At 71.1% G+C, this 23,842-nt stretch carries 20 protein-coding genes, 1 rRNA gene and 1 riboswitch; of the genes, 15 read left to right on the top strand and 6 right to left on the bottom strand.

Translation table 11 applies throughout. The annotated features are described in order from the left end of the window. The 11 genes from rrf to ACH499_RS18100 form a co-directional block, all read left to right on the top strand. Window positions 1-95 (top strand): 5S ribosomal RNA (gene rrf / locus ACH499_RS18150); the annotation flags it as partial. A 109-nt stretch (window positions 96-204) separates the two neighbouring features. Then, the gene (locus ACH499_RS18145; RefSeq protein ID WP_356204102.1) at window positions 205-813 is read left to right on the top strand and encodes a CDP-alcohol phosphatidyltransferase family protein; all 609 of its coding nucleotides are present in this window, start codon (window positions 205-207) and stop codon (window positions 811-813) included. Between the two features lie 112 nt (window positions 814-925). Beyond that, the gene (locus ACH499_RS18140; protein WP_356204103.1) at window positions 926-3,421 is read left to right on the top strand and encodes a mannose-1-phosphate guanyltransferase; all 2,496 of its coding nucleotides are present in this window, start codon (window positions 926-928) and stop codon (window positions 3,419-3,421) included. 167 nt (window positions 3,422-3,588) lie between these two features. Then, the gene (locus tag ACH499_RS18135; protein WP_399016830.1) at window positions 3,589-4,425 is read left to right on the top strand and encodes a DUF881 domain-containing protein; all 837 of its coding nucleotides are present in this window, start codon (window positions 3,589-3,591) and stop codon (window positions 4,423-4,425) included. Beyond that, complete coding sequence (locus ACH499_RS18130; protein ID WP_003977440.1) at window positions 4,422-4,754, top strand: small basic family protein; 333 nt, start codon at window positions 4,422-4,424, stop codon at window positions 4,752-4,754. Before ACH499_RS18135 ends, ACH499_RS18130 begins: the two co-directional genes overlap by 4 nt. A 5-nt stretch (window positions 4,755-4,759) precedes the next feature. Further along, window positions 4,760-5,590, top strand: coding sequence for a DUF881 domain-containing protein (locus ACH499_RS18125; protein ID WP_399016828.1), 831 nt, complete (start codon window positions 4,760-4,762; stop codon window positions 5,588-5,590). Window positions 5,591-5,651: 61 nt separating this feature from the next. After that, a complete protein-coding gene (locus ACH499_RS18120; RefSeq protein ID WP_356204109.1) occupies window positions 5,652-6,551 on the top strand; it encodes an FHA domain-containing protein in 900 nt (299 codons plus the stop codon). Between the two features lie 41 nt (window positions 6,552-6,592). Next, a complete protein-coding gene (locus tag ACH499_RS18115) occupies window positions 6,593-7,330 on the top strand; it encodes a MerR family transcriptional regulator (protein WP_399016825.1) in 738 nt (245 codons plus the stop codon). 85 nt (window positions 7,331-7,415) lie between these two features. Beyond that, window positions 7,416-7,889: a bifunctional nuclease family protein gene (locus tag ACH499_RS18110; RefSeq protein WP_030833746.1), complete on the top strand. Its 474-nt coding sequence runs from the start codon at window positions 7,416-7,418 to the stop codon at window positions 7,887-7,889. Between the two features lie 191 nt (window positions 7,890-8,080). Further along, window positions 8,081-8,764 (top strand): MerR family transcriptional regulator, encoded by a 684-nt coding sequence (locus ACH499_RS18105; RefSeq protein WP_399016823.1) that lies wholly within the window; start codon window positions 8,081-8,083, stop codon window positions 8,762-8,764. A gap of 54 nt (window positions 8,765-8,818) precedes the next feature. Then, entirely contained in the window at window positions 8,819-10,330 is a 1,512-nt protein-coding gene (locus ACH499_RS18100) for a DNA polymerase IV (protein ID WP_399016821.1), read from the top strand. A 457-nt stretch (window positions 10,331-10,787) separates the two neighbouring features. On the opposite strand, the gene ACH499_RS18095 is transcribed toward ACH499_RS18100, so the two are convergent. Then, the gene (locus ACH499_RS18095) at window positions 10,788-11,168 is read right to left on the bottom strand and encodes a PRC-barrel domain-containing protein (protein ID WP_356204116.1); all 381 of its coding nucleotides are present in this window, start codon (window positions 11,166-11,168) and stop codon (window positions 10,788-10,790) included. 157 nt (window positions 11,169-11,325) lie between these two features. Beyond that, a riboswitch (glycine riboswitch) is annotated at window positions 11,326-11,421 on the top strand. 175 nt (window positions 11,422-11,596) lie between these two features. On the opposite strand from ACH499_RS18095, the gene gcvP reads away from it, so the two are divergent. Beyond that, a complete protein-coding gene (gene gcvP / locus ACH499_RS18090) occupies window positions 11,597-14,482 on the top strand; it encodes an aminomethyl-transferring glycine dehydrogenase (RefSeq protein WP_399016818.1) in 2,886 nt (961 codons plus the stop codon). Window positions 14,483-14,534: 52 nt separating this feature from the next. On the opposite strand, the gene ACH499_RS18085 is transcribed toward gcvP, so the two are convergent. The 5 genes from ACH499_RS18085 to ACH499_RS18065 form a co-directional block, all read right to left on the bottom strand. Beyond that, window positions 14,535-14,954 (bottom strand): molybdopterin-binding protein, encoded by a 420-nt coding sequence (locus ACH499_RS18085; RefSeq protein ID WP_399016816.1) that lies wholly within the window; start codon window positions 14,952-14,954, stop codon window positions 14,535-14,537. A 27-nt stretch (window positions 14,955-14,981) separates the two neighbouring features. Continuing rightward, window positions 14,982-16,055: an ABC transporter ATP-binding protein gene (locus ACH499_RS18080; RefSeq protein ID WP_356204120.1), complete on the bottom strand. Its 1,074-nt coding sequence runs from the start codon at window positions 16,053-16,055 to the stop codon at window positions 14,982-14,984. Then, on the bottom strand, window positions 16,052-16,903 hold the full coding sequence (gene modB / locus ACH499_RS18075) for a molybdate ABC transporter permease subunit (protein WP_399016814.1): 852 nt from the start codon (window positions 16,901-16,903) through the stop codon (window positions 16,052-16,054). The genes ACH499_RS18080 and modB overlap by 4 nt, the downstream gene beginning before the upstream one ends. 243 nt (window positions 16,904-17,146) lie before the next feature. Next, on the bottom strand, window positions 17,147-17,542 hold the full coding sequence (locus ACH499_RS18070; protein WP_356204123.1) for a helix-turn-helix transcriptional regulator: 396 nt from the start codon (window positions 17,540-17,542) through the stop codon (window positions 17,147-17,149). A gap of 77 nt (window positions 17,543-17,619) precedes the next feature. Then, entirely contained in the window at window positions 17,620-19,575 is a 1,956-nt protein-coding gene (locus ACH499_RS18065) for an amino acid transporter (protein WP_356204124.1), read from the bottom strand. Window positions 19,576-19,930: 355 nt separating this feature from the next. Between ACH499_RS18065 and kdpF the strand changes: the two genes are divergently transcribed. From kdpF to kdpB, 3 genes are read left to right on the top strand one after another with little or no spacing between them, the layout of a single operon-like run. Continuing rightward, window positions 19,931-20,020 (top strand): K(+)-transporting ATPase subunit F, encoded by a 90-nt coding sequence (gene kdpF / locus ACH499_RS18060; RefSeq protein ID WP_356204126.1) that lies wholly within the window; start codon window positions 19,931-19,933, stop codon window positions 20,018-20,020. Window positions 20,021-20,052: 32 nt separating this feature from the next. Further along, a complete protein-coding gene (gene kdpA / locus ACH499_RS18055; protein ID WP_399016843.1) occupies window positions 20,053-21,714 on the top strand; it encodes a potassium-transporting ATPase subunit KdpA in 1,662 nt (553 codons plus the stop codon). Continuing rightward, window positions 21,714-23,837, top strand: a complete 2,124-nt coding sequence (gene kdpB / locus ACH499_RS18050; protein ID WP_399016811.1) for a potassium-transporting ATPase subunit KdpB — start codon at window positions 21,714-21,716, stop codon at window positions 23,835-23,837. The genes kdpA and kdpB overlap by 1 nt, the downstream gene beginning before the upstream one ends. Window positions 23,838-23,842 lie beyond the last annotated feature (5 nt).

Below are 23,842 nucleotides of genomic sequence, written 5' to 3'. Positions count from 1 at the left end.
AAACGCCCGGTTACATTCCGAACCCGGAAGCTAAGCCTTACAGCGCCGATGGTACTGCAGGGGGGACCCTGTGGGAGAGTAGGACGCCGCCGAACTACCTTTGGAGCTCTGGCTCTTGGGCACACCGCCCAAGAGCCAGAGCTTTTTTGCGTTGAGGTAAGGTCGGGGAGCATCATTGGCTCGTTTCTTCCAGGAGGCCCCCGCGTGGAGGTCCAGGAGACCCGCGTGCAGACTGACCGGGTCCTCACCATCCCGAACATCCTCAGCATGGCACGCCTCGCCGGCGTGCCGCTCTTCCTGTGGCTGATCCTCCGGCCCGAGTTCGGCGGCCCGCAGAGCGACGGCTGGGCGCTGTTGGTGCTGGCACTGAGCGGAGTCAGTGACTACCTGGACGGAAAGCTCGCACGGCGCTGGAACCAGATCAGCAGCCTCGGCCGGCTCCTGGACCCCGCTGCCGACCGGCTCTACATCCTCTCGACCCTCGTGGGCCTCACCTGGCGGGAGATCCTCCCGCTCTGGTTGACCGTCGTACTGCTCGCCCGTGAAGCGGTGCTCCTCGTCATGGTGGGCATCCTGCGGCGCCACGGCTATCCGCCGCCGCAGGTGAACTTCCTGGGGAAGGCCGCCACGTTCAACCTCATGTACGCCTTCCCGCTGCTTCTGCTCAGTGACGGAAGCGGATGGGTCGCGTCACTCGCTGCTGTTTTCGGATGGGCGTTCGCCGGATGGGGTACAACCCTGTACTGGTGGGCAGGTGTTCTCTACGTGGTGCAGGTCCGCCGCTTGGTACGTGCGGACACCACGGCCGATTGAACTCTCCGATTGTGCGGCCCTCGTGGCCGGATGGCCCGTGCTGCAAAAGTGCGGGACCCTGGACGGGTGAAGTCGGCTTAACCGTCGTCTCTTAGAGGAGGACGCTTCCGACATGAAGGCCGTCGTGATGGCTGGAGGCGAAGGCACGCGCCTTCGCCCTATGACCTCGAGCATGCCCAAGCCGCTACTGCCGGTGGCCAACCGGCCGATCATGGAGCACGTGCTGAGGCTGCTCAAACGGCATGGGCTCAATGAGACGGTCGTCACCGTGCAGTTCCTGGCCTCACTGGTCAAGAACTACTTCGGTGACGGTGAAGAGCTCGGAATGGAGCTCACGTATGCCAATGAGGAGAAGCCACTCGGTACCGCAGGAAGCGTCAAGAACGCCGAGGAGGCATTGAAGGACGATGCCTTCCTCGTCATTTCCGGCGATGCCCTGACCGACTTCGACCTCACCGATCTGATCAACTTCCACAAGGAAAAGGGCGCGCTCGTCACCGTGTGTCTGACACGCGTGCCCAACCCGCTGGAATTCGGCATCACCATCGTCGACGAAGAGGGCAAGGTCGAGCGCTTCCTCGAGAAGCCGACCTGGGGCCAGGTCTTCTCGGACACCGTGAACACCGGTATCTACGTCATGGAGCCCGAGGTCTTCGACTACGTCGACCCCGATGTGCCCGTCGACTGGTCCGGTGACGTCTTCCCGCAGCTCATGAAGGAAGGCAAGCCGGTCTACGGCTATGTCGCCGAGGGCTACTGGGAGGACGTCGGCACCCACGAGAGCTACGTGAAGGCCCAGGCCGACGTCCTGGAGGGCAAGGTCGACGTCGACATCGACGGCTTCGAGATCTCCCCCGGCGTGTGGGTGGCGGAGGGCGCCGAGGTGCACCCCGACGCCGTCCTGCGCGGCCCCCTCTACATCGGCGACTACGCCAAGGTCGAGGCCGGCGCCGAGATCCGCGAGCACACCGTCGTGGGCTCCAACGTGGTCGTCAAGAGCGGTGCCTTCCTCCACAAGGCCGTCGTCCACGACAACGTGTACGTCGGGCCGCACAGCAACCTGCGGGGCTGCGTCGTCGGCAAGAACACCGACATCATGCGCGCCGCGCGGATCGAGGACGGCGCCGTCATCGGTGACGAATGCCTGGTCGGTGAAGAATCGATCGTCCAGGGCAACGTGCGGGTGTACCCGTTCAAGACGATCGAGGCCGGCGCCTTCGTCAACACCTCGGTCATCTGGGAGTCGCGGGGCCAGGCGCACCTCTTCGGCGCCCGCGGAGTGTCCGGCATCCTCAACGTGGAGATCACGCCCGAGCTGGCCGTGCGGCTGGCCGGCGCCTACGCGACCACGCTGAAGAAGGGCTCCACCGTCACCACGGCCCGTGACCACTCCCGCGGCGCCCGCGCGCTGAAGCGGGCGGTGATCTCCGCGCTCCAGGCGAGCGCCATCGACGTACGGGACCTGGAGAACGTACCGCTGCCCGTGGCGCGGCAGCAGACCGCGCGGGGCAGCGCCGGCGGCATCATGATCCGCACCACGCCCGGGGTACCGGACTCCGTCGACATCATGTTCCTCGACGGGCAGGGCGCCGACCTGTCACAGGGCAGCCAGCGGAAGCTGGACCGGGTGTTCGCACGGCAGGAGTACCGGCGCGCGTTCCCCGGGGAGATCGGGGACCTGCACTTCCCGTCCAGCGTCTTCGACTCGTACACCGGTTCGCTGCTGCGGAACGTCGACATCACCGGGATCGCGGAGTCCGGGCTCAAGGTGGTCGTGGACGCGTCCAACGGCAGTGCGGGGCTGGTGCTGCCCAGCCTGCTCGGCAAGCTGGGCGTGGACTCGCTGACGATCAACCCCGGTCTCGACGAGTCCCGGCCGACGGAGTCGGAGGACATGCGGCGGTCGGGGCTGGTGCGCCTCGGTGAGATCGTGGCGTCCTCGCGGGCCGCGTTCGGCGTGCGGTTCGACCCGGTCGGCGAGCGGCTCTCGCTCGTCGACGAGAAGGGCCGCATCATCGAGGACGACCGTGCGCTGCTGGTCATGCTCGACCTGATCGCGGCCGAGCGGCGCAGCGGCCGCGTCGCCCTGCCGGTGACCACCACCAGGATCGCCGAGCAGGTGGCGGCGTACCACGGCACCCAGGTCGAGTGGACGACGACCTCTCCCGACGATCTGACCCGGGTCGGCGGCGAGGAGGGCACGATCTTCGGCGGCGACGGCAAGGGCGGATTCATCGTCCCGGAGTTCAGCAGCGTCTACGACGGCACGGCGGCCTTCGTACGGCTCATCGGCCTGGTGGCCCGTACGCAGCTCACGCTCAGCCAGATCGACGCGCGCATCCCGCGGGCGCACGTCCTCAAGCGGGACCTGGCCACCCCATGGGCCGTCAAGGGGCTGGTGATGCGGCGGGTCGTCGAGGCGGCGGGAGACCGCTTCGTGGACACCACCGACGGCGTGCGCGTGGTGGAGACCGACGGGCGCTGGGTGATGGTGCTGCCCGACCCCGCCGAGGCCGTCACCCACCTGTGGGCCGAGGGCCCCGACGACGCCTCCGCGCAGGCCCTGCTCGACGAGTGGGCCGCCGTGGTGGACAGCGCGGGCCGCTAAAACACGCCGCACGCGCGCGTGCCGGACAAGTGTCCCCAAGGGGGCCTGTCCGGCACGCCGGTGGGGCCGTTCGGAGGTAGTGCCTGCGGCGTGCGACGATGTGCGGCATGCCGCAGCAACCCCCCATTCGGAGCACATCCGCGCGGCCCGCACGCCCGGACGCGTCCATGTCGTTGCTCACCAACGTCATGGACCACAGCCTCGACGACGGATACGCCGAGGCGGCCGCCCGGAAGAAGGCCGACGGCGCCGGCGGGATGCCCAGGACGCTCCGCGCCAGACTGGGACTGGCGGCCGGACTCGTGCTCGCCGCCCTCGTGGTCACGGTCGGGGCGGCGCAGGCCCGTGTCGCGGCCCCCGTCGTCGCCAAGGAGCGGGAGGAGCTGATCGACCGCATCGAGGACGAGACCTCGGCGGCCGACGAGCTCGAGGAGGACGTCGACGAGCTGCGCGACGAGGTGGGCGCGCGCCAGCGCGAGGCGCTGCAGAAGAGCGGCGACGGTGAGCGGGCCGACCTGGTGGGCGTCCTGGCCGGCGCCGTCGAGGTGCACGGTCCCGGTGTGAAGCTCGTCGTGAACGACGCCAAGGACGTCAGCGGCGGCGTCGACGGCCAGCCGCGCGGCACCTCGGGCTTCTCCGACACCGGGCGGGTGCGCGACCGGGACATGCAGCGGGTGGTCAACGGGCTGTGGGAGTCCGGCGCCGAGGCGATCTCGATCAACGGTCAGCGGCTGACCGCGCTGTCGGCGATCCGCGCGGCCGGGGACGCGATACTGGTCGACAACAGGCCGCTGGTGCCGCCGTACACGGTGCTCGCGGTGGGGGACGGCAAGCGGCTCGGCACCCGGTTCCAGGACAGCGCCGACGGGTTGTACCTGGCCGCGTTGCAGGAGAGCTACGGCATCCGGACCGCCCTGTCCGTGGCGGACGACCTCAAGCTGCCGGCCGCGCCGAGTGTGATCGTACGTACAGCACAACCAATAACCGAGAAGGGCACATCGTGATCGCCGTACTGGGCCTCGTCGTGGGCGTCGTGGCCGGACTGCTGGTCCGGCCGGAGGTGCCGGCGGCCGTCGAGCCTTATCTGCCGATCGCCGTCGTGGCGGCACTGGACGCCGTCTTCGGCGGCCTGCGCGCCATGCTCGACGGCATCTTCGACGACAAGGTCTTCGTGGTGTCGTTCCTGTCGAACGTGGTCGTGGCCGCGCTGATCGTGTTCCTGGGCGACAAGTTGGGCGTGGGAGCCCAGCTCTCCACCGGTGTCGTCGTCGTCCTGGGCATCCGGATCTTCTCCAACGCCGCGGCGATCCGCCGGCACGTCTTCCGGGCATGAGGCCGATGAGCGAGCGCGACGATCAGCCCGTGAACAGGCTGCGCAAGGAACTGCCCGAGGAGGTGCCGCCGTCCGCGGTCCCGCCGGAGGAGGCGGTGCGGGAGCGGCCCGGGCTCACCGGTCGGCAGCGGCTGGTGAACGGACTGTGGCCGCCGCGGGTCACCAGGGCCCAACTCATCGTCGCCCTGCTGCTGTTCGGTCTCGGCTTCGGACTGGCGGTGCAGGTGGCGTCCAACAGCGACGGCGACAGCGCGCTGCGCGGCGCCCGGCAGGAAGATCTCGTCCGCATCCTCGATGAACTGGATGACCGGACTCAACGTCTTGAAGACGAGAAGCAGGGTCTCGAACAGCAGCGGGACGAGCTGGAGAACAGCTCGGACCAGGCGGAGGAGGCCCGTAAGCAGACGTTGGAGAAGGAACGACAACTCGGCATCCTGGCGGGCACGGTGGCCGCCCAGGGGCCGGGCATCACGGTGACGATCGAGGACACGAAGGGGACGGTCGAGGCGGACATGCTGCTCGACGCGATCCAGGAACTGCGCGCCGCGGGGGCGGAGGCGATCCAGGTGAACGGTGTGCGCGTCGTGGCGAACACCTACCTGACCGACGCCGACAAGCGTGTGAGCGTCGACGGGAACAAGATCAAAGCGCCCTATCGTTTCCAGGTCATCGGCAAGCCGCAGGACCTCGAGCCGGCCCTCAACATCCCTGGAGGCGTGGTGCAGACTCTCGAGAAGGAACAGGCCACCGTTACTGTTGAGCGGTCGAGCAAGATCGTCGTGGATGCCTTGCGAGCGGCGAAGCGGCCTGACTACGCTCGGTCGTCCTCCCGGTGAACCGGCGGTGCATGGGGCTCGTCCGGCGAGGGCATGAGGTTGCGGGGGGTCGGCGCACCGATTGGGTGGTGCGTGGTGGAAACTGTCTGGTGGAGACGGACGTTGTGAAGGTGTCCGGGTCGGCCAGTACGGTCAGTCAGGGTTCGTCCTGCCCCACGGGCGGGTCTGTTTCGGTCAAGGGGAATCGCCCGTGAAGTTGTTTGCGAAGTTGTTCGGCAAGAGTGCTCGAGAAGGCAGCGACAACGCCACCGCTCGCCATCGCGCACAGCCCGACCCGGAGGGCCGACGCCCGATGTTCCGGGACCAGGTGGCCGGCCCCGGTGACATTTCCGGTGGTCAGGGCGCGCCGTCTGTTGACCCCGCGCAGTCCGGCGACATAGGTTTCGGACAACCGTCAACCTCAGGTACGGGTGGAGGGTTTTCCATGTCGGCCCTGGTGTGCTCGAGGTGCGGTAACCGCAACGCGGAGAACAGCCGTTTCTGCTCCAACTGCGGCGCGCCGCTGCGTGCGGGCGCGGTTCCGGAGCGTGCCTCCGAGACGACCTCCACGATCTCCATCTCGGGTCTGGAGGCGTACGACTCCGAGATGACCGGTCAGACGGCGGTGCCGGCGCTCTCTCCCGAGGCGCAGGCGGCGGTCGACGCGCTGCCGCTGGGCTCCGCGCTCCTGGTGGTGCGCCGCGGGCCGAACTCGGGCAGCCGCTTCCTGCTGGACGGCGAGCTGACCACGGCCGGGCGTCATCCGCAGAGCGACATCTTCCTGGACGACGTGACGGTCTCGCGTCGGCACGTGGAGTTCCGCCGCAGCCAGGACGGCTCGTTCACGGTCGCCGACGTCGGCAGCCTGAACGGTACGTACGTCAACCGTGAGCGCATCGACCAGGTCGCCCTGTCCAATGGCGACGAGGTGCAGATCGGGAAGTACCGGCTGGTCTTCTACGCGAGCCAGCGCGGGTACTGACCGTCCCCGGACTGGTTCCGGGGGAGTCCCAGGGAAGGTCCATGCTTCAAACACCGAGCGGCGGCGCCGGGCACGGCGCCGCCGCCGCGGACAGTGGGCTGATGAGCATCGGCTCGGTGCTGAACACGCTGCGCGACGAGTTCCCCGACATCACCATCTCCAAGATCCGCTTCCTGGAGGCGGAGGGTCTGGTCGAGCCGCGGCGCACCCCGGCCGGCTACCGCAAGTTCAGCGCCCATGACGTCGAGCGTCTCGGCCAGGTGCTGCGCATGCAGCGGGACCACTATCTGCCGCTCAAGGTGATCCGCGAGCATCTGGACGCCCAGGAGCGCGGTGAGGCGGTGCGGCTGCCCTCGCTGGGGAAGCAGCGGGACGGTGAGGCGGGGCCGGAGCCCGCCGAGGGGCCCACGGTGGCCCGGATCGGACGGGACGAGCTGCTCGCCGCCGCAGGGATCGGGGAGCGGGAGCTGTCGGAGTGGGAGTCGTACGGGCTGCTTGCTCCGCACGCCGACGGGGCGTACGACGCCGAGGCGGTCACGGTGGCCACCCTCGTGGTGCAGCTCGGAGGCTTCGGGATCGAGCCGCGGCACCTGCGGGTGATGAAGGCCGCCGCCGACCGGGAGGCCGGCCTCGTGGACCAGGTGGTGGCCCCGCTGAAGAGGCATCGCAACCCCCAGACGCGGGCGCACGCCGAAGCCCGTACCAAGGAGATCGCGGGGCTGGCGGTGAAGCTGCACGCGGCGCTGGTGCAGAGCGCCCTCGGGGTGCGGCTGCCCTGAATCGGGGGGCCCGGGGGAACCCGGATCGCCCACCCGTTCCCGGCCCGACTACCCAAACGTCCCGGGCACGGCCTAGGGTTGCTGTGTGAACGAGCTCGATGTCGTAGGTGTCCGGGTCGAGATGCCCTCCAACCAACCGATCGTGCTGCTGCGCGAAGTGGGAGGCGACCGTTACCTTCCCATCTGGATCGGACCGGGGGAGGCGACGGCGATCGCCTTCGCCCAGCAGGGCATGGCACCCGCACGGCCGCTGACGCACGACCTGTTCAAGGACGTGCTGGAGGCCGTCGGCCAGGAGCTCACGGAAGTGCGCATCACCGACCTGCGCGAAGGGGTCTTCTACGCGGAGCTGGTCTTCGCGAGCGGCGTCGAGGTGAGCGCCCGTCCGTCCGACGCCATAGCGCTGGCCCTGCGCACCGGGACGCCGATCTACGGCAGTGACACCGTGCTCGACGACGCGGGGATCGCCATTCCGGACGAGCAGGAGGACGAGGTGGAGAAGTTCCGCGAGTTCCTCGACCAGATCTCTCCCGAGGACTTCGGTTCCAGCAACCAGTAGTCCGCGCGGGGCCGGCCGCGGGTCGTCGATCGTGCCCCTCGGGGAGGGCATTCGGCTAGCCTTTCCCCGCGAGGGGGCACGCGAAACCACTCTTAGGGTGATTATCACTCGGCGTGCCGAGTGTGGCGATCGTTGACGCACCCTTGGTGACTGCCTACCGTCGAGGAGGCAGGTCAAGGACGGAGGTCGGCGTGAGAATCAGCGGCGACGGTACGGCTGGGGGTGGCCCCGGGCGTGGCCTCGGGGTGGGTGGCTCGTTCCCTCCCCCGGGCTCTCGGTTCCGCTCTAGCGGGGGATACCCTCCGCACGGCGGTGCGGCCGACCAGGCTCCGCAGCGACCGGCGGTCGTGCCGAGCGGCGGAGGGGCGGCGTCCATGGCGTCCGAGCAGATCGGTTATCGCGGGCCCACGGCCTGCGCCGCGGCCGGCATCACCTACCGGCAGCTCGACTACTGGGCCCGTACGGGGCTCGTCGAGCCCAGCGTGCGACCCGCCCACGGGTCCGGCACCCAGCGGCTCTACAGCTTCCGCGACGTAGTCGTGCTGAAGATCGTCAAGCGGTTCCTCGACACCGGGGTCTCGCTGCAGAACATCCGCAGCGCCGTCCAGCACCTCAGGGAGCGCGGTTTCCGCGACCTGGAGCGCATGACGCTGATGAGTGACGGCGCCACGGTCTACGAGTGCACCTCGCCGGACGAGGTCCACGCCCTGCTCCAGGGCGGCCAGGGCATCTTCGGGATCGCCGTCGGCGTGGTGTGGCGGGATGTCGAGAGCGCGCTGTCCCAGCTCCACGGGGAGCGGATCGACACGGGGGAGACCCTGGTCGGGCACAATCCCGCCGACGAACTGGCGCGCCGCCGCAACCGGGCGGTCTGAACACCGGCCCTCACGGGCGGGGCATTGTCAGTGGCGTAGGGCAGCATCGGAGATGTGAGAACCGCGCCCACGATCCTGCATCTCGACATGGATGCCTTCTTCGCCTCGGTGGAGCAGGCGTCCAAGCCGAGTCTGCGCGGGAAGGCCGTCGTCGTGGGCGGTCTCGGGCCGCGGGGAGTGGTGGCCACCGCCTCCTACGAGGCGCGGGTCTTCGGCGTCCACTCGGCGATGCCCATGGGGCAGGCCCGGAGGCTCGCGCCCAACGCCGCGTACCTCGTCCCGCGCTTCGAGCTCTACCGGTCGATCAGCGAGCAGGTGATGCGGCTGCTGCGGGCCCTGTCCCCTTTGGTGGAGCCGCTGAGCCTGGACGAGGCGTTCGTGGACCTGGAGGCCGGGGGAGCGGCCTGGGACGCGGAGTCGGCGCGGCTGGCGGGGGCGAAGCTGCGCGCGGACATCCGGGCCGTCACCGGCCTCACCGGGTCCGTCGGGCTGGCCGCCTCCAAGATGCTCGCCAAGATCGCGTCGGAGGAGGCCAAGCCCGACGGACTGGTGCTGATCGAACCCGGTACGGAGCGGGCCATGCTCGGCCCGATGTCCGTGCGGACCCTGCCGGGCGTGGGGCCGGCGACGGGCGACCATCTGCGCCGGGCCGGGATCACGACGGTGGAGGAACTCGCCGAGGCGGGCGAGGACGAGCTGGTGCGCCTGCTCGGCAAGGCCCACGGGCACGCCCTGTACGCGATGGCGCTGGCCCGGGACGACCGGCCCGTGGTGGCCGAGCGGGAGACGAAGTCGGTGTCCGTCGAGGACACGTACGACGTGGACATCCACGACCGGGTGCGGGTCGGCGTCGAGGTGGCGCGGCTGGCCGACCGGTGCGTGCGGCGGCTGCGCGGGGCGGGGCTGTCGGGCCGGACCATCGTGCTCAAGGTGCGCAGGTACGACTTCTCCACGCTGACGCGCTCGGAGACCCTGCGCGGGCCCACGGACGACCCGGCGGTGGTGCGCGAGGCGGCGGCCCGGCTGCTGGACTCGGTGGACACCACGGGCGGCGTACGTCTGCTCGGCGTGGGGGTCAGCGGGCTGGCCGACTACACGCAGGAGGACCTGTTCGCCCAGGCGGCGGGGGAAAGGGTGGAGGAGCTGGCCGAGGAGCCGGGCGACGATCCGGCCGAGGAGCACCCGCAGGAGCCCGCCGGGCGCCGCTGGCCCTCCGGTCACGACGTGCGGCACGGCGAGTACGGGCACGGGTGGGTGCAGGGCAGCGGGCTGGGGCGGGTCACCGTGCGGTTCGAGACGCCGTACTCCGAACCCGGCCGGGTGCGGACCTTCTCGGTCGACGACCCGGATCTGGCGCCCGCCGAGCCGCTGCCGCTGGTGCCTGCCGGATCTGCCGGGCCAGGTGTTTCCGGCGAGCCCGAGCCCGTGGTGGCTTCCGGGCTCTCCGTGCGTACCGGGCCGCGTGGATCCGGGGCGGCCGTGGGAGCGGTGGACGACGCCGGTCCGGAAGTGGCCTCTCCGGGGGCCTCGGGCGCCGAGCCGGGGGCACCGGGCGCGGCTCCCTGAGTCGTGGATGCCGGGGGCGGACACGGGCGCCGGGATGCGGGGGCGCCGGTGCGGGGCCGGCCGGGCTCGGGGCGGGAGCCGTTGTGGGTGGGGGTGCGGCCTGTCCAGGCGCGTGGCGGGAACCGTAGTGAGGGTCGGTCCGGGCTTGTGTCGGCCCTCGCGGGTGGCGGTGCCGACGCGGTCGGAGCTTGGGCCAGGAGCGGTCGCCGGTGCCGGTGCGGGAGCGGTCGGGGCTTGTGCGGTCGCGGGTGGTTCGCGGGGCTTGTGTCGGGTGCCAGGGGCGCGCTTGTGCCTGGAGCCGTCGCGGCGGGGGTGTTGGGGCCGCCGGGCGGGGCTTGTGCAGGGCGCCGTCGTGGTGGTGGTGCGGAGGGTGCGTGCCGGTGGGTGGAGGCGGGCCGCCGGGCGGGATGGTGCGCCCGGTGGCCGGTGTGCCGCCGGTGGGGCGAGCGCGGGGGGCTCAGGCCTCCTCGGCGTTGCCCTTGCCCGCCAGATCGCCGAAGTCGTGGTCCGGCGGTGGGGAGGAGGGGGCCACGTCGAGGCCGTAGTGGTGGTAGAGCTGGAGTTCCTGCTCCGGGGAGAGGTGCCGGCCGACGCCGAAGTCCGGGGCCTCCTTGATCAGGGACCGTTCGAAGGGCACGCGCAGGGCGCCGTCGACCAGTTCGCTGGGCTCCAGGGGGACGAAGGCGTCCCTGCTGAAGAGGCCGGTGCGGATGGCCGCCCACTCGGGGACGCCGGTGGCGTCGTCGAGGTAGACCTCGTCGACGGTGCCGATCCTCGTGCCGTTGCGGTCGAACGCCTTGCGGCCTATCAGGTTGCGCGGATCGATGTCGGTACGCACGGGCCCTCCACTTGGTCGCACTCGGGTCGCAAACCATCCGGCGAATCATCCGTCAGTACTACAAAAAGGCACATTGAGGCGGGCGGCCACTCGAAGAGGCGGTGAGCCACTCGAAGGTCTGTGCGTCCGCCTCGCTGGTACGCTGGCAAACGGCTGCTGACCCCGTGCGGGAGAGTTCTCCGGACATCACCGGAGGCGCCGAAGGAGCAAATCCTCCCCGGAATCTCTCAGGCACACGTACCGCACGGACGAGGTCACTCTGGAAAGCAGGGCGGGTGTCGACGGCTTCCGCTCTCACCGACGGTGAAAGCCGGGGGGCCTCGCGCCGCCCGGTGAAGCTCTCAGGTCGAGATGACAGAGGGGGAGGCCGTCCGGGCACCCGCGCCGTGGTGCCCCTCGCAGGTCGCGTCAGACCAGGAGGCCTCCGCATGACCGCCCATCGCATTCCGCTCTCCGAGCTGGAACAGGCAGCACCCTTCGAGCAGCGCCACATCGGCCCCGACCACGAGGCCCGGGCCAAGATGCTCGCCCAGGTCGGCTACGGCTCGCTCGACGAGCTGACGGCCGCAGCGGTGCCGGATGTGATCAAGAACGCCGACGCGCTGGACCTGCCCGGCGCCCGTTCCGAGGCCGAGGTGCTGGCCGAGCTGCGCTCGCTGGCCGACCGCAACCAGGTCCTCGACTCCATGATCGGCCTCGGCTACTACGGCACCTTCACCCCGCCGGTGATCCTGCGCAACGTCATGGAGAACCCGGCCTGGTACACCGCGTACACGCCCTACCAGCCGGAGATCTCGCAGGGCCGCCTGGAAGCCCTGCTGAACTTCCAGACCATGGTGGCCGAGCTGACGGGCCTGCCGACCTCCGGTGCCTCGCTGCTCGACGAGGGCACCGCCGCCGCCGAGGCGATGGCCCTGTCGCGGCGCATGGGCAAGAACAAGAAGGGCCTGTTCCTGGTCGACGCGGACGCGCTGCCGCAGACCATCGCCGTGATCCAGACCCGCGCCGAGCCGACCGGCGTCGAGGTCGTCGTCGCCGACCTGAGCGACGGCATCCCGGCCGGGATCGCCGAGCGCGAGATCAACGGCGTGCTGATCCAGTACCCGGGCGCCTCCGGTGCCGTCCGCGACATCAAGCCGGTCGTCGACCGGGCGCACGAGCTCGGCGCGCTCGTCACCGTCGCCGCCGACCTGCTCGCCCTCACCCTGCTGAAGTCGCCCGGCGAGCTGGGTGCCGACATCGCCGTGGGCACCACCCAGCGCTTCGGGGTGCCGATGGGCTTCGGCGGGCCGCACGCCGGCTACATGGCCGTCCACGAGAAGTTCGCGCGCAGCCTGCCCGGCCGCCTGGTCGGCGTGTCCGTGGACGCCGACGGCAACAAGGCCTACCGCCTCGCCCTGCAGACCCGCGAGCAGCACATCCGCCGTGAGAAGGCCACCAGCAACATCTGCACCGCCCAGGTGCTGCTCGCCGTCATGGCTGGCATGTACGCCGTCTACCACGGGCCGGACGGGCTGCGGGCCATCGCGCGCCGCACCCACCGCTACGCCTCCGTCACCGCCGCGGGCCTCGCCGCCGGCGGCGTCGAGATCGTGCACGGCGCCTACTTCGACACCGTGACCGCACGGGTGCCGGGCCGGGCCGAGGCGATCGTCCAGGCCGCCCGCGAGAACGGCATCAACCTGCGGCTCGTCGACGCCGACCACGTCTCCTTCGCCTGCGACGAGACCACCACGCGCGCCCAGGTCGGCGGCGTGTGGAACGCGTTCGGCGTCGAGGGCGACGTCGAGGCGCTGGACGCGAGCGCCGGGGACGTGCTGCCCGAGGCGCTGCTGCGCACCGACGACTTCCTCGCCCACCCCGTCTTCCACCAGCACCGTTCCGAGACCGCGATGCTGCGCTACCTGCGCCGCCTCTCCGACCGGGACTACGCGCTGGACCGCGGCATGATCCCGCTGGGCTCCTGCACCATGAAGCTCAACGCGACCACCGAGATGGAGCCGGTCACCTGGCCCGAGTTCGGCGCGCTGCACCCCTTCGCGCCGGCCGAGCAGGCGCAGGGCTACCTGACCCTCATCCGCGAGCTGGAGGAGCGGCTCGCCGAGGTCACCGGGTACGACAAGGTCTCGCTGCAGCCCAACGCCGGGTCGCAGGGCGAGTTCGCCGGTCTGCTCGCCGTCCGCGGCTACCACCGCGCCAACGGCGACGACCAGCGCACGGTCTGCCTCATCCCGTCCTCCGCGCACGGCACCAACGCCGCCAGCGCGGTCATGGCGGGCATGAAGGTCGTCGTCGTCAAGACCGCCGAGGACGGCGAGATCGACGTCGAGGACCTGCGCGCCAAGATCGACAAGCACCGCGACGAGCTGGCCGTGCTGATGATCACGTACCCCTCCACGCACGGTGTGTTCGAGGAGCACGTCGCCGACATCTGCGCCCGGGTGCACGACGCCGGCGGCCAGGTCTACGTGGACGGCGCCAACCTCAACGCCCTGGTGGGGCTCGCCAAGCCGGGTCACTTCGGCGGCGACGTCTCCCACCTGAACCTGCACAAGACCTTCTGCATCCCGCACGGCGGCGGCGGCCCCGGCGTCGGCCCCGTGGCCGTACGGTCGCACCTGGCCCCGTACCTGCCCAACCACCCGCTGCAGCCCGCGGCCGGCCCGCAGACGGGCGTCGGCCCGATCTCGGCGGCGCCGTGGGGCTCGGCCGGCATCCTGCCGATCTCCTGGTCGTACGTGCGGCTGATGGGTGGCGAGGGGCTCAAGCGCGCCACGCAGGTGGCCGTGCTGTCCGCCAACTACATCGCCAAGCGCCTCGAGCCGCACTACCCGGTGCTCTACACCGGCCCCGCCGGACTGGTCGCGCACGAGTGCATCATCGACCTGCGCCCGCTGACCAAGGCGACCGGCGTGAGCGTGGACGACGTCGCCAAGCGGCTGATCGACTACGGCTTCCACGCGCCGACGATGTCCTTCCCGGTGGCCGGCACGCTGATGATCGAGCCGACCGAGTCCGAGGACCTGGCCGAGCTGGACCGGTTCTGCGAGGCGATGATCGCCATCCGCGCCGAGATCGAGAAGGTCGGCTCCGGGGCCTGGACCGCGGACGACAACCCGCTGCGGGGCGCCCCGCACACCGCCGGCGCGCTCGGCGGTGAGTGGGACCACGCGTACACGCGCGAGGAGGCCGTGTTCCCGGCCGGTGTGTCCGCCGCCGACAAGTACTGGCCGCCGGTGCGCCGCATCGACCAGGCCTACGGCGACCGCAACCTGGTGTGCTCCTGCCCGCCGCTGGACGCCTACGAGGACTGAGCAGGCCCGTGCGAAGGCCCCGCCCCCGTCCGGGGCGGGGCCTTCCCGCGTGCTACGCCGTGGCGAGCGAGACCTCGGTGGACTTGATCAGGGCGACGACGTCGGAGCCCACGAACAGGCCCAGATCGCCGGCCGCCTCCTTCGTGATCACCGCGGTGAGCTCGCCGCCGTCCATGGTGACGTGGACGGCCGCCATGGCCTCGCCGAGCGCCAGCCGGGTGACCGTGCAGGGCAGCCGGTTGCGGATCGACAGGCCGTCGGTGCGGCCGGTGGCGAGGGAGACCTCGGTCGACTTCACCAGGGCGCTCACCGGGGAGCCCGGGGCGAGGCCGAGCTGCTCGACGGCCTCCAGGGTGATGGCCGCCGTGAGGACCTGGCCGCCGGTCAGCCGGACTTTCACGGTCGCCATGACCTCGCCGGGGTGTACTTCGGCGACGGTGCCGGGCAACTGGTTGCTGATGCTCAGGGTCATTCCCCTGACCCTAGTGCGGGAGGGCGTTCAGGCCGGGTATGCGTGCGTCTGCGTCGCTTTGACCGTGGCCCAGACCGGTGCGCCGGGGTGCAGGTCGAGCTCGGCGGCGGCGACCGTGGTGAGGTCGGCGGCCAGACGCAGCTCCCCCGTGAGGTCGGCGCGGATCCGGTCGCCGTGCGTCTCCAGCCCGGCGACCTCGCAGCGCCACAGGTTGCGGGCGCTGGCGCCCGTGGGCCGCTCCCGGAAGAGGGTCACCGCGGAGGGAGGGAACGCCACGAACGCCGGCCCCGACAGCTCCTCGGTCGTGGTGATCGCGGGCCCGGCGTCGAGGCGGACGGTGTGGCCCTCGGCCCGGCCCCGGTAGAGGTTCAGCCCGACCAACTGGGCGATGTAGTCGGTGCGGGGCCGGCGGGCGATGTCGGCGGGGGTGCCCTCCTGGACGACCGTGCCGTGCTCGACGACCACCAGACGGTCGGCCAGCACCATGGCGTCCAGCGGATCGTGGGTGACCAGGACGGCGACGGCCTCGAAGTCGGCCAGGTGACGGCGGAGCTGGGCGCGCACCTCGAGCCGGGTGCGGGCGTCGAGGGCGGCGAGCGGCTCGTCCAGGAGCAGCAGTCGGGGGTTGGTCGCCAGGGCGCGGGCGAGGGCGACGCGCTGGGCCTGCCCGCCGGACAGGCGGCGCGGCTTGGCGCCCGCGTGGCCGGACAGCGCCATGCGGTCGAGCCACGCCGCGGCCGTGGCGCGGGCCTCGGCCTTGGTCGCGCCCCGGCAGCGCGGCCCGAAGGCCACGTTGTCGAGCGCGGTCAGGTGGGGGAAGAGCAGGTAGTCCTGGAAGACGACGCCGACCGGGCGGGACTCGGGCGGGGTGCCGTCCAGCTCGACGCCGTCGAGGCGCAGACGGCCGCCGGTGAGCGGGAGCAGCCCCGCGAGCGCCCGCAGGGCCGTGGTCTTGCCGGCGCCGTTGGGACCGAGCAGGGCGACGACCTCGCCGGGCGCGGCGGCCAGCGGCACGTCCAGGCGGAAGGTGCCGCGGTCGACGACGAGCCGGGCGTCGAGGCCCTCGGCGGGCGCGGCGGAGGTGACGGCGGGTTCGCTCATGCCGCCCTCATCCAGCGGTCCCGCAGTCCGGCCAGTACGGCGATGGAGACGGCCAGCAGCACCAGGCTGAGGGCGATCGCCGCCGCCGGGTCGTTCTGGAGCGCCAGGTAGACCGCGAGCGGCATGGTCTGGGTGCGGCCGGGGAAGTTGCCCGCGAACGTGATCGTCGCCCCGAACTCGCCGAGCGCCCGCGCCCAGGCCAGGACGGACCCGGCCGCGATGCCCGGCGCGATCAGCGGCAGCGTGACCCGGCGGAACGCGGTGAAGCGGGAGGCGCCCAGCGTCGCGGCGGCCTCCTCGTAGCGCGGGTCGGCGGCCCGCAGGGTGCCCTCCACGCTGATGACCAGGAAGGGCATGGCCACGAAGGTCTCCGCGAGGACGACGCCGGTCGTCGTGAACGGCAGGGTGATCCCGAACCACGCGTCCAGCCACTGCCCGATCACGCCGTTGCGGCCGAACGCCAGCAGCAGCGCCACGCCGCCCACGACCGGGGGCAGCACCAGCGGCAGCGTCACCAGCGCGCGTACGAGGCCGCGCCCGCGGAAGTCGGTGCGGGCCAGCAGCCAGGCCAGCGGCACGCCGATCAGCAGACTCAGCACGGTTGCCGAGGTGGCGCACACCAGGGACAGCCGCAGGGCCTGCCATACCTCGGCGCTGGTCAACTGCTCGGGCAGGCTTCGCCAGGGCGCCCGTACCAGCAGGGCGATCAACGGGAGCAGCAGGAACGCCAGACCCACGAGCGCGGGCGCCAGCAGGGGCAGCGGCACGGTGCGGGAGCCCCGGCGGAAGCGGGCGCGGCGCGGCGCGCTCTCCACGGTGTCCGTCCCGCGCCCGGGGGACCTGGTCATGGCCGGCCCCGTCATGGCGTGCGGAGCCCGGCCTCGGCGGGGATCGTCACGGGCCACTCCCTCCGTCGCGGGTCGGGAGTCCGGCGGCCCCGGTGGCCGGGTGCGGGGCGGACTCCGGTGCGCCGATCATACTTGCGCATCTGCGAGGGTTCGGTCTGCTGTCTCATCGCATGAGCCAGGCGACGAGATCGTGGGGCTTGCATGTGCGTTCGTACGTGACGCCGGTGCGGGGGCGCGGAGGGATCACGCCCTGTCGATATGGACGTTCGTCGACTTCACGCGGGCGGTGGCCTCCATGCCGACCTCCAGGCCCAGCTCCTCGACGGCCTCGCGGGTCAGCAGGGAGACGAGCCGGTGCGGGCCGGCCTGAATCTCGACCTGCGCCGCGACGTCGCCGAGCTTGATCGCCGTCACGATGCCGGGGAAGGCGTTGCGCACCGAGGTGTACGGGGTGTCCTCGTGGGCGCCGCCCGCGCGGGCCAGCTCGACGGAGAACGCGGCCAGGTCGCGCCCGTCGATGAGCCGCCGTCCGCCCTCGTCGCGGTGGGTGGTGATCCGGCCGGCGTCGGCCCAGCGGCGGGCGGTGTCCGGGCTGACGCCGAGCAGCCGTGCCGCCTGGCCGATCGTGTAGGACTGCATGCCGGTCACGATAGGGGGCGGCCGGGGAGGGGGGCGTGCAGGGGTGGCGCGACGAGGCGTCACCTGGTGCCGAGCGCTCAGCCGGTGTGGACGCGGGGGCGGCGGGCGCGGTCCGGCTCGGCCTCGCGCAGGACCTCACGGGTGACCGGGGCGACCTCGCCCTGCCCGAAGAGGAAGAAGCGCAGGAAGTTGGCGAACGGGTTGCCCTCGGTCCACTCGAAGTAGATGTGCGGCATGCCGCCGGTCGTGTCCCGGACGTGGAGCAGCAGCGCGGCGAGGGCGTTGGGGATGGAGGAGGACTCCAGGGTCAGCACCCGGTAGCGGTTGTGCACCGTCTCGCCGCGCACGGCGAGGCCCGCCTCGAACTCGGACGGGTCGGCGACCGTGACCTCGACGAAGACGAAGTCCTCCTGGAGGGGAAGGTCGTTGTCCTGCCGGATCTGCTCGATCTTGGCCCGGTACTCGGCGGCGTCCCGCCGTCCCGGCTTGTTGGCGATGAAGCGCATCCTGCGGCTGGCCACGTCGCGGATGAAGCGCTGCGCCACGTCGTCCAGCTCCACGCCGGTCACCCGCAGCTCGAAGGCACGTGCCAGCCGGGAGAGCAGCGAGACGAGGATGATGCCGGCGATGAAGCAGGCGCCGATCTTCACGCCGTCCGGCCGCTCGATGACGTTGACGACGGTCGTGTAGAGGAACACCGCCGCGACCACCGCGAAGGCGATCGTCTGCTTGCGCTCGCCCGCCTTGCGCGCCGCGATGGTCACCGCGATCGCCGCGGAGCTGATCAGCACCAGCACACCGGTGGCGTACGCGCCTCCCTGGGCGTCGACGTCGGCGTCGAAGATCCAGGTGACCAGGAAGGCGATGAGGGTGAAGACGATGACCATGGGACGTACGGCCCGCGCCCAGTGCGGGGCCATGCCGTAGCGAGGGAGGTAGCGCGGCATCAGGTTGAGCAGCCCGGCCATCGCGGAGGCGCCGGCGAACCACAGGATGGCGATGGTCGAGACGTCGTAGACCGTGCCGAAGGTATTGCCCAGGTAGTGGTGGGCGAGATACGCGAGGGCCCGGCCGTTGGCGTCGCCGCCCGACTCGAACTCCTTCTCCGGGATCAGCAGCGTGGTGACGAAGCTGCTGGTGATCAGGAAGCAGCTCATGATCAGCGCGGCGGTGGTGAGCAGCTTCCTGGTGTCCCGGATCCGCCCGGCCGGATACTCCTCGGTGTCCCCGGGGTCGCCCTTGACGTGCGGCATCACGGCGACGCCCGTCTCGAAGCCGGACAGGCCGAGGGCGAGCTTGGGGAAGACGACCAGGGCGACGCCGATCATGACGAAGACGTTGCCGTGCTCCGCGGTCAGGGCGTTGGACCAGTCGGCGACCACATGGCCCGCGGTGATGACGTGCCACACCCCCGTGGCCACCACGACGGCGTTCAGCGCGAGGTAGACGCCCACCAGCACCACCGCGACCCCGATCGCCTCCAGGAAACCCTTGAGGAACACCGCGCCCAGCAGGGCCACCAGGAGCAGCGTCACCAGCAGTTGCTTGTCGTGCAGGGCGCCCGTCAGGTGCGGGTTCTCGATGAGGTGGGTCGAGGCGTCGGCCGCCGACAGGGTGATGGTGATCAGGAAGTCGGTGGCGGCGAAGCCGAGCAGGGTGAGGACGAACAGCTTGCCCTTCCAGAAGGACAGCAGCCGCTCCAGCATCGCGATCGAGCCCTCGCCGCGGGGACTCTCCCGGGCCACCCTCCGGTACACCGGCAGGGCCCCGGCGAGGGTGACGATCACCAGCACGATCGTCGCAACGGGTGACAACAGGCCGGCGGCGAGGGCGGCGATGCCCGGCTGGTAGCCGAGGGTCGAGAAGTAGTCGACACCGGTGAGACACATGACCCGCCACCAGCGCCGGCCCTCGTGCGCGGGCTCCGGTGCCGCGTGCGGACCCTGGTGTCCGCCGCTCCTGCCCATGTCGGAGAGCCCCTCCAGCATCCAGGCGCGCAGCCGGCCGGCCTGGGGACGAGCGTTGCCGGCCATCGGGGGTCACTCCTGCGGACGTCGTTCGGCGGGGGGCGGGGCCGTCGGGGGGACGGCCCGATCAGCGTATGCGGAGAGTGACGTGCGGGCCCGTGCTGAAGGGCGCCGGGGGCATCAAACTTCCGTCAAGAAGGGGCCGCCGGGCCGCATGTAAGGGATCCGTCAAAGGCGTACGGGCCGCCGTATGGGAGCCGTCAACGGCGGTCGCATCCGGTCGCGGAGGGGTTCTCCTCGAAGGGTCCCAGTCGCAACCGAACCTCACTGAGGAGCTCACGATGGCCGACCTGGCCTTCGTCGTCACCACGATCGCGGTCTTCGCGCTGGTGGCTCTCGTCGCCAAGGGGGTGACGAAGCTGTGACCGCCGAGCACATCGTCGGCCTCGTCGTGGCCGTCGCCCTGCTGGGTTATCTCGTCCTTGCCCTGATCCACCCGGAGAGGTTCTGACGGTGACTTCCGCTGCTGTCGCGCCGGGAGGCATCGGTCCGCTGACCGCCGGCGTGCTCCAGGTACTGGCGCTCGTCGGCGCACTGGCGGTCCTGCACGTCCCGCTGGGCTCCTACATGGCCCGCGTCTACTCGTCCGGCAGACATCTGCGGGCCGAGAGGTGGATCTACCGGGCCATCGGCGCCGACCCGGACAGGGAGATGCGCTGGCCCGCGTATCTGCGCGGGGTGCTGGCCTTCTCCCTGGCCGGGGTCCTCTTCCTCTACCTGCTCCAGCGTCTCCAGGGCGTCCTGCCGGGTTCGCTCGGCTTCGACGCGGTGAAGCCCGCGCAGGCCTTCAACACGGCCGCGTCCTTCGTGGCCAACACCAACTGGCAGTCGTACGCCGGTGAGCAGACCATGGGCCACGTCGTGCAGACCGCCGGTCTGGCCGTGCAGAACTTCGTCTCCGCCGCCGTCGGCATGGCCGTCGCCGTCGCCCTGGTCCGGGGCTTCGCCCGCGCCGGTTCCGGTGAGCTGGGCAACTTCTGGTCCGACCTGGTGCGCGGCGTCGTGCGCGTGCTGGTGCCGCTGGCCGTCGTCGGCGCGCTGGTCCTGGTCGCAAGCGGCGTCATCCAGAACTTCTCCGGCATCCACGAGGTCGGCCAGTTCTCGGGCGGCCCGCAGCAGTGGAACGGCGGCGCGGTGGCCTCGCAGGAGGTGATCAAGGAGCTGGGGACCAACGGCGGCGGCTACTTCAACGCCAACAGCGCGCACCCCTTCGAGAACCCGACGCCCTTCACCAACCTCTTCGAGATCTTCCTGATCCTGCTGATCCCGGTCTCCCTGACCCGGACCTTCGGCGTACTGGTCGGCTCGCTCCGGCAGGGATACGCGATCCTCACGGCCATGGCCGCGATCTGGGCCGGCTTCGTCGCCCTGATGATGTGGACCGAGTTCGCCCACCACGAGGGCGCCCTGCGGATCGCGGGCGGCGCCATGGAGGGCAAGGAGCTGCGCTTCGGGATCGGCGGCTCGTCGCTCTTCGCGGTGACCACCACCCTCACCTCCACCGGTGCCGTCGACTCCTTCCACTCCTCGTACACCGGCCTGGGCGGCGGCATCGCCCTGCTCGGGATGATGCTCGGCGAGATCGCGCCCGGCGGGGTCGGCTCCGGCCTCTACGGCATGCTGATCATGGCGGTCGTCGCGGTCTTCGTCGCGGGCCTCATGGTCGGGCGCACACCGGAGTACCTGGGCAAGAAGATCGGCCCCCGCGAGATCAAGGCCGCGGCCGTCTACATCCTCATCACCCCGGCGCTGGTGCTGGTGTTCACCGCCCTGTCCATGGCCCTGCCGACCCCGCCGCACTCGATGCTCAACCCGGGCGCGCACGGCTTCACGGAAGTGCTGTACGCCTTCACCTCCGCCGCGAACAACAACGGCTCGGCCTTCGCCGGCCTGAACGCGAACACCGACTGGTTCAACACCACGACCGGGCTCGCGATGCTGCTCGGCCGCTTCCTGCCGATGGTGTTCGTCCTGGCCCTGGCCGGATCGCTGGCCTCACAGCGGCCGGTGCCGGTCACCGCGGGCACCCTGCGCACCGAGAAGCCGATGTTCACCGGCCTCCTGGTGGGCGCGGTCCTGATCGTCGTCGGTCTCACCTACTTCCCGGCGCTGGCCCTGGGCCCGCTGGCCGAGGGGCTGGCGTGATGACCCTCCGTACCCACAAGCACGAGGACGCGATGTCCACAGTCACCGAGACCCGGGCGCCGCACGGCGACGCGCCCGCCGGTCGTCCGTCGTCCGGGGGCCGGACCGACGCGGGTCTGTTCACCCCCGCGCAGCTCGTCCGGTCACTGCCCGAGGCGCTGCGCAAGCTGGATCCCCGGGTGATGGTCAAGTCCCCGGTCATGTTCGTGGTGTGGACCGGCTCGGTCCTGACCACCGTCTTCGCCTTCACCGACCCGGGGGACTGGTTCGGCTGGACCATCAGCGCCTGGCTGTGGCTGACCGTGGTCTTCGCCAACCTGGCCGAGGCGGTCGCCGAGGGCCGCGGCAAGGCGCAGGCCGACACCCTGCGCAGGGCCAAGAGCGACACCGTGGCCCGCAGGGCCGACGGGAGCGTGGTGCCCGGCACCGAGCTGAGGATCGGCGACCTGGTGGTGTGCGAGGCCGGGGACGTCATCCCCGGCGACGGCGATGTCGTCGAGGGCGTCGCCTCCGTCGACGAGTCGGCGATCACCGGCGAGTCGGCGCCGGTCATCCGCGAGTCGGGCGGTGACCGGTCCGCGGTCACCGGCGGCACCAAGGTCCTCTCCGACCGCATCGTCGTCCGGATCACCACCAGGCCCGGCGAGACCTTCATCGACCGGATGATCGGCCTGGTGGAGGGCGCGGCCCGGCAGAAGACGCCCAACGAGATCGCGCTGAACATCCTGTTGGCCTCGCTGACCGTCGTCTTCCTGCTGGCCTGCGCGACCCTGCCGCCGCTCGCCGCCTACGCCGGCAGCGAACTGACGACGACCGTCCTGGTGGCGCTGCTGGTCTGCCTGATCCCGACCACCATCGGCGCCCTGCTCTCCGCCATCGGCATCGCCGGCATGGACCGCCTCGTCCAGCGCAACGTCCTGGCCATGTCGGGCCGTGCGGTGGAGGCCGCCGGCGACGTCTCCACGCTGCTGCTGGACAAGACCGGCACCATCACGCTCGGCAACCGCCAGGCCGCCGAGTTCGTGCCGGTGCGCGGGGTGACCGCCGCCGAGGTGGCGGACGCCGCCCAGCTCTCCTCGCTGGCCGACGAGACGCCCGAGGGCCGCTCCGTCGTCGTCCTCGCCAAGGAGGAGTACGGGCTGCGCGAGCGCCACCGGGGCGAACTCGTGGGCGCGCGGTGGATCGGGTTCACCGCCCAGACCCGCATGTCCGGCGTGGACGTCGACGGCCGCAAGGTGCGCAAGGGCGCGGCCGGTGCGGTCATCGCCTGGGTCGCGTCACGCGGCGGCACGGTGACCCCGGACGCGAACGCGACCGCCGACCGCATCTCCGAGGCGGGCGGCACCCCGCTGCTCGTCGCCGTGGAGGACCGCGACGGCGCCCGCGTCCTGGGCGTCGTCCACCTCAAGGACGTCGTCAAGCACGGGATGCGCGAGCGGTTCGCCGAGCTGCGGCGCATGGGCATCAAGACGGTCATGATCACGGGCGACAACCCGCTCACGGCCCGGGCGATCGCCGACGAGGCGGGCGTGGACGACTTCCTCGCCGAGGCCACGCCCGAGGACAAGATGGCGCTGATCAAGCGGGAGCAGGCCGGCGGAAAGCTGGTGGCGATGACCGGCGACGGCACCAACGACGCGCCCGCGCTCGCCCAGGCGGACGTCGGCGTGGCGATGAACACCGGCACGTCGGCCGCCAAGGAGGCCGGCAACATGGTCGACCTCGACTCGGACCCGACCAAGCTGATCGAGATAGTGGAGATAGGCAAGCAGCTCCTCATCACCAGGGGGGCGCTCACCACGTTCTCCATCGCCAACGACGTCGCCAAGTACTTCGCGATCATCCCGGCGCTGTTCGCGGCGGTCTATCCGGGCCTCGACCGGCTCAACGTCATGCGCCTGTCCTCGCCGGACTCGGCGATCCTGTCGGCGGTCGTCTTCAACGCGCTGATCATCGTCGTCCTGGTGCCCCTCGCCCTGCGGGGCGTGCGGTACAGGCCGATGAGCGCGGACCGGATGCTCCGGCGCAACCTCGCTGTCTACGGGCTCGGCGGGCTGGTCGCCCCGTTCGTCGGCATCAAGGTCATCGACATGCTCCTGTCCCTCATCCCCGGAATCGGGTGACCGCC

This window comes from Streptomyces sp. NPDC018947, assembly GCF_044390505.1.
Classification (GTDB): Bacteria; Actinomycetota; Actinomycetes; order Streptomycetales; family Streptomycetaceae; genus Streptomyces.
Note: the sequence above shows the minus strand (reverse complement) of the source record. Positions and strands in the feature narration are given on the sequence as shown.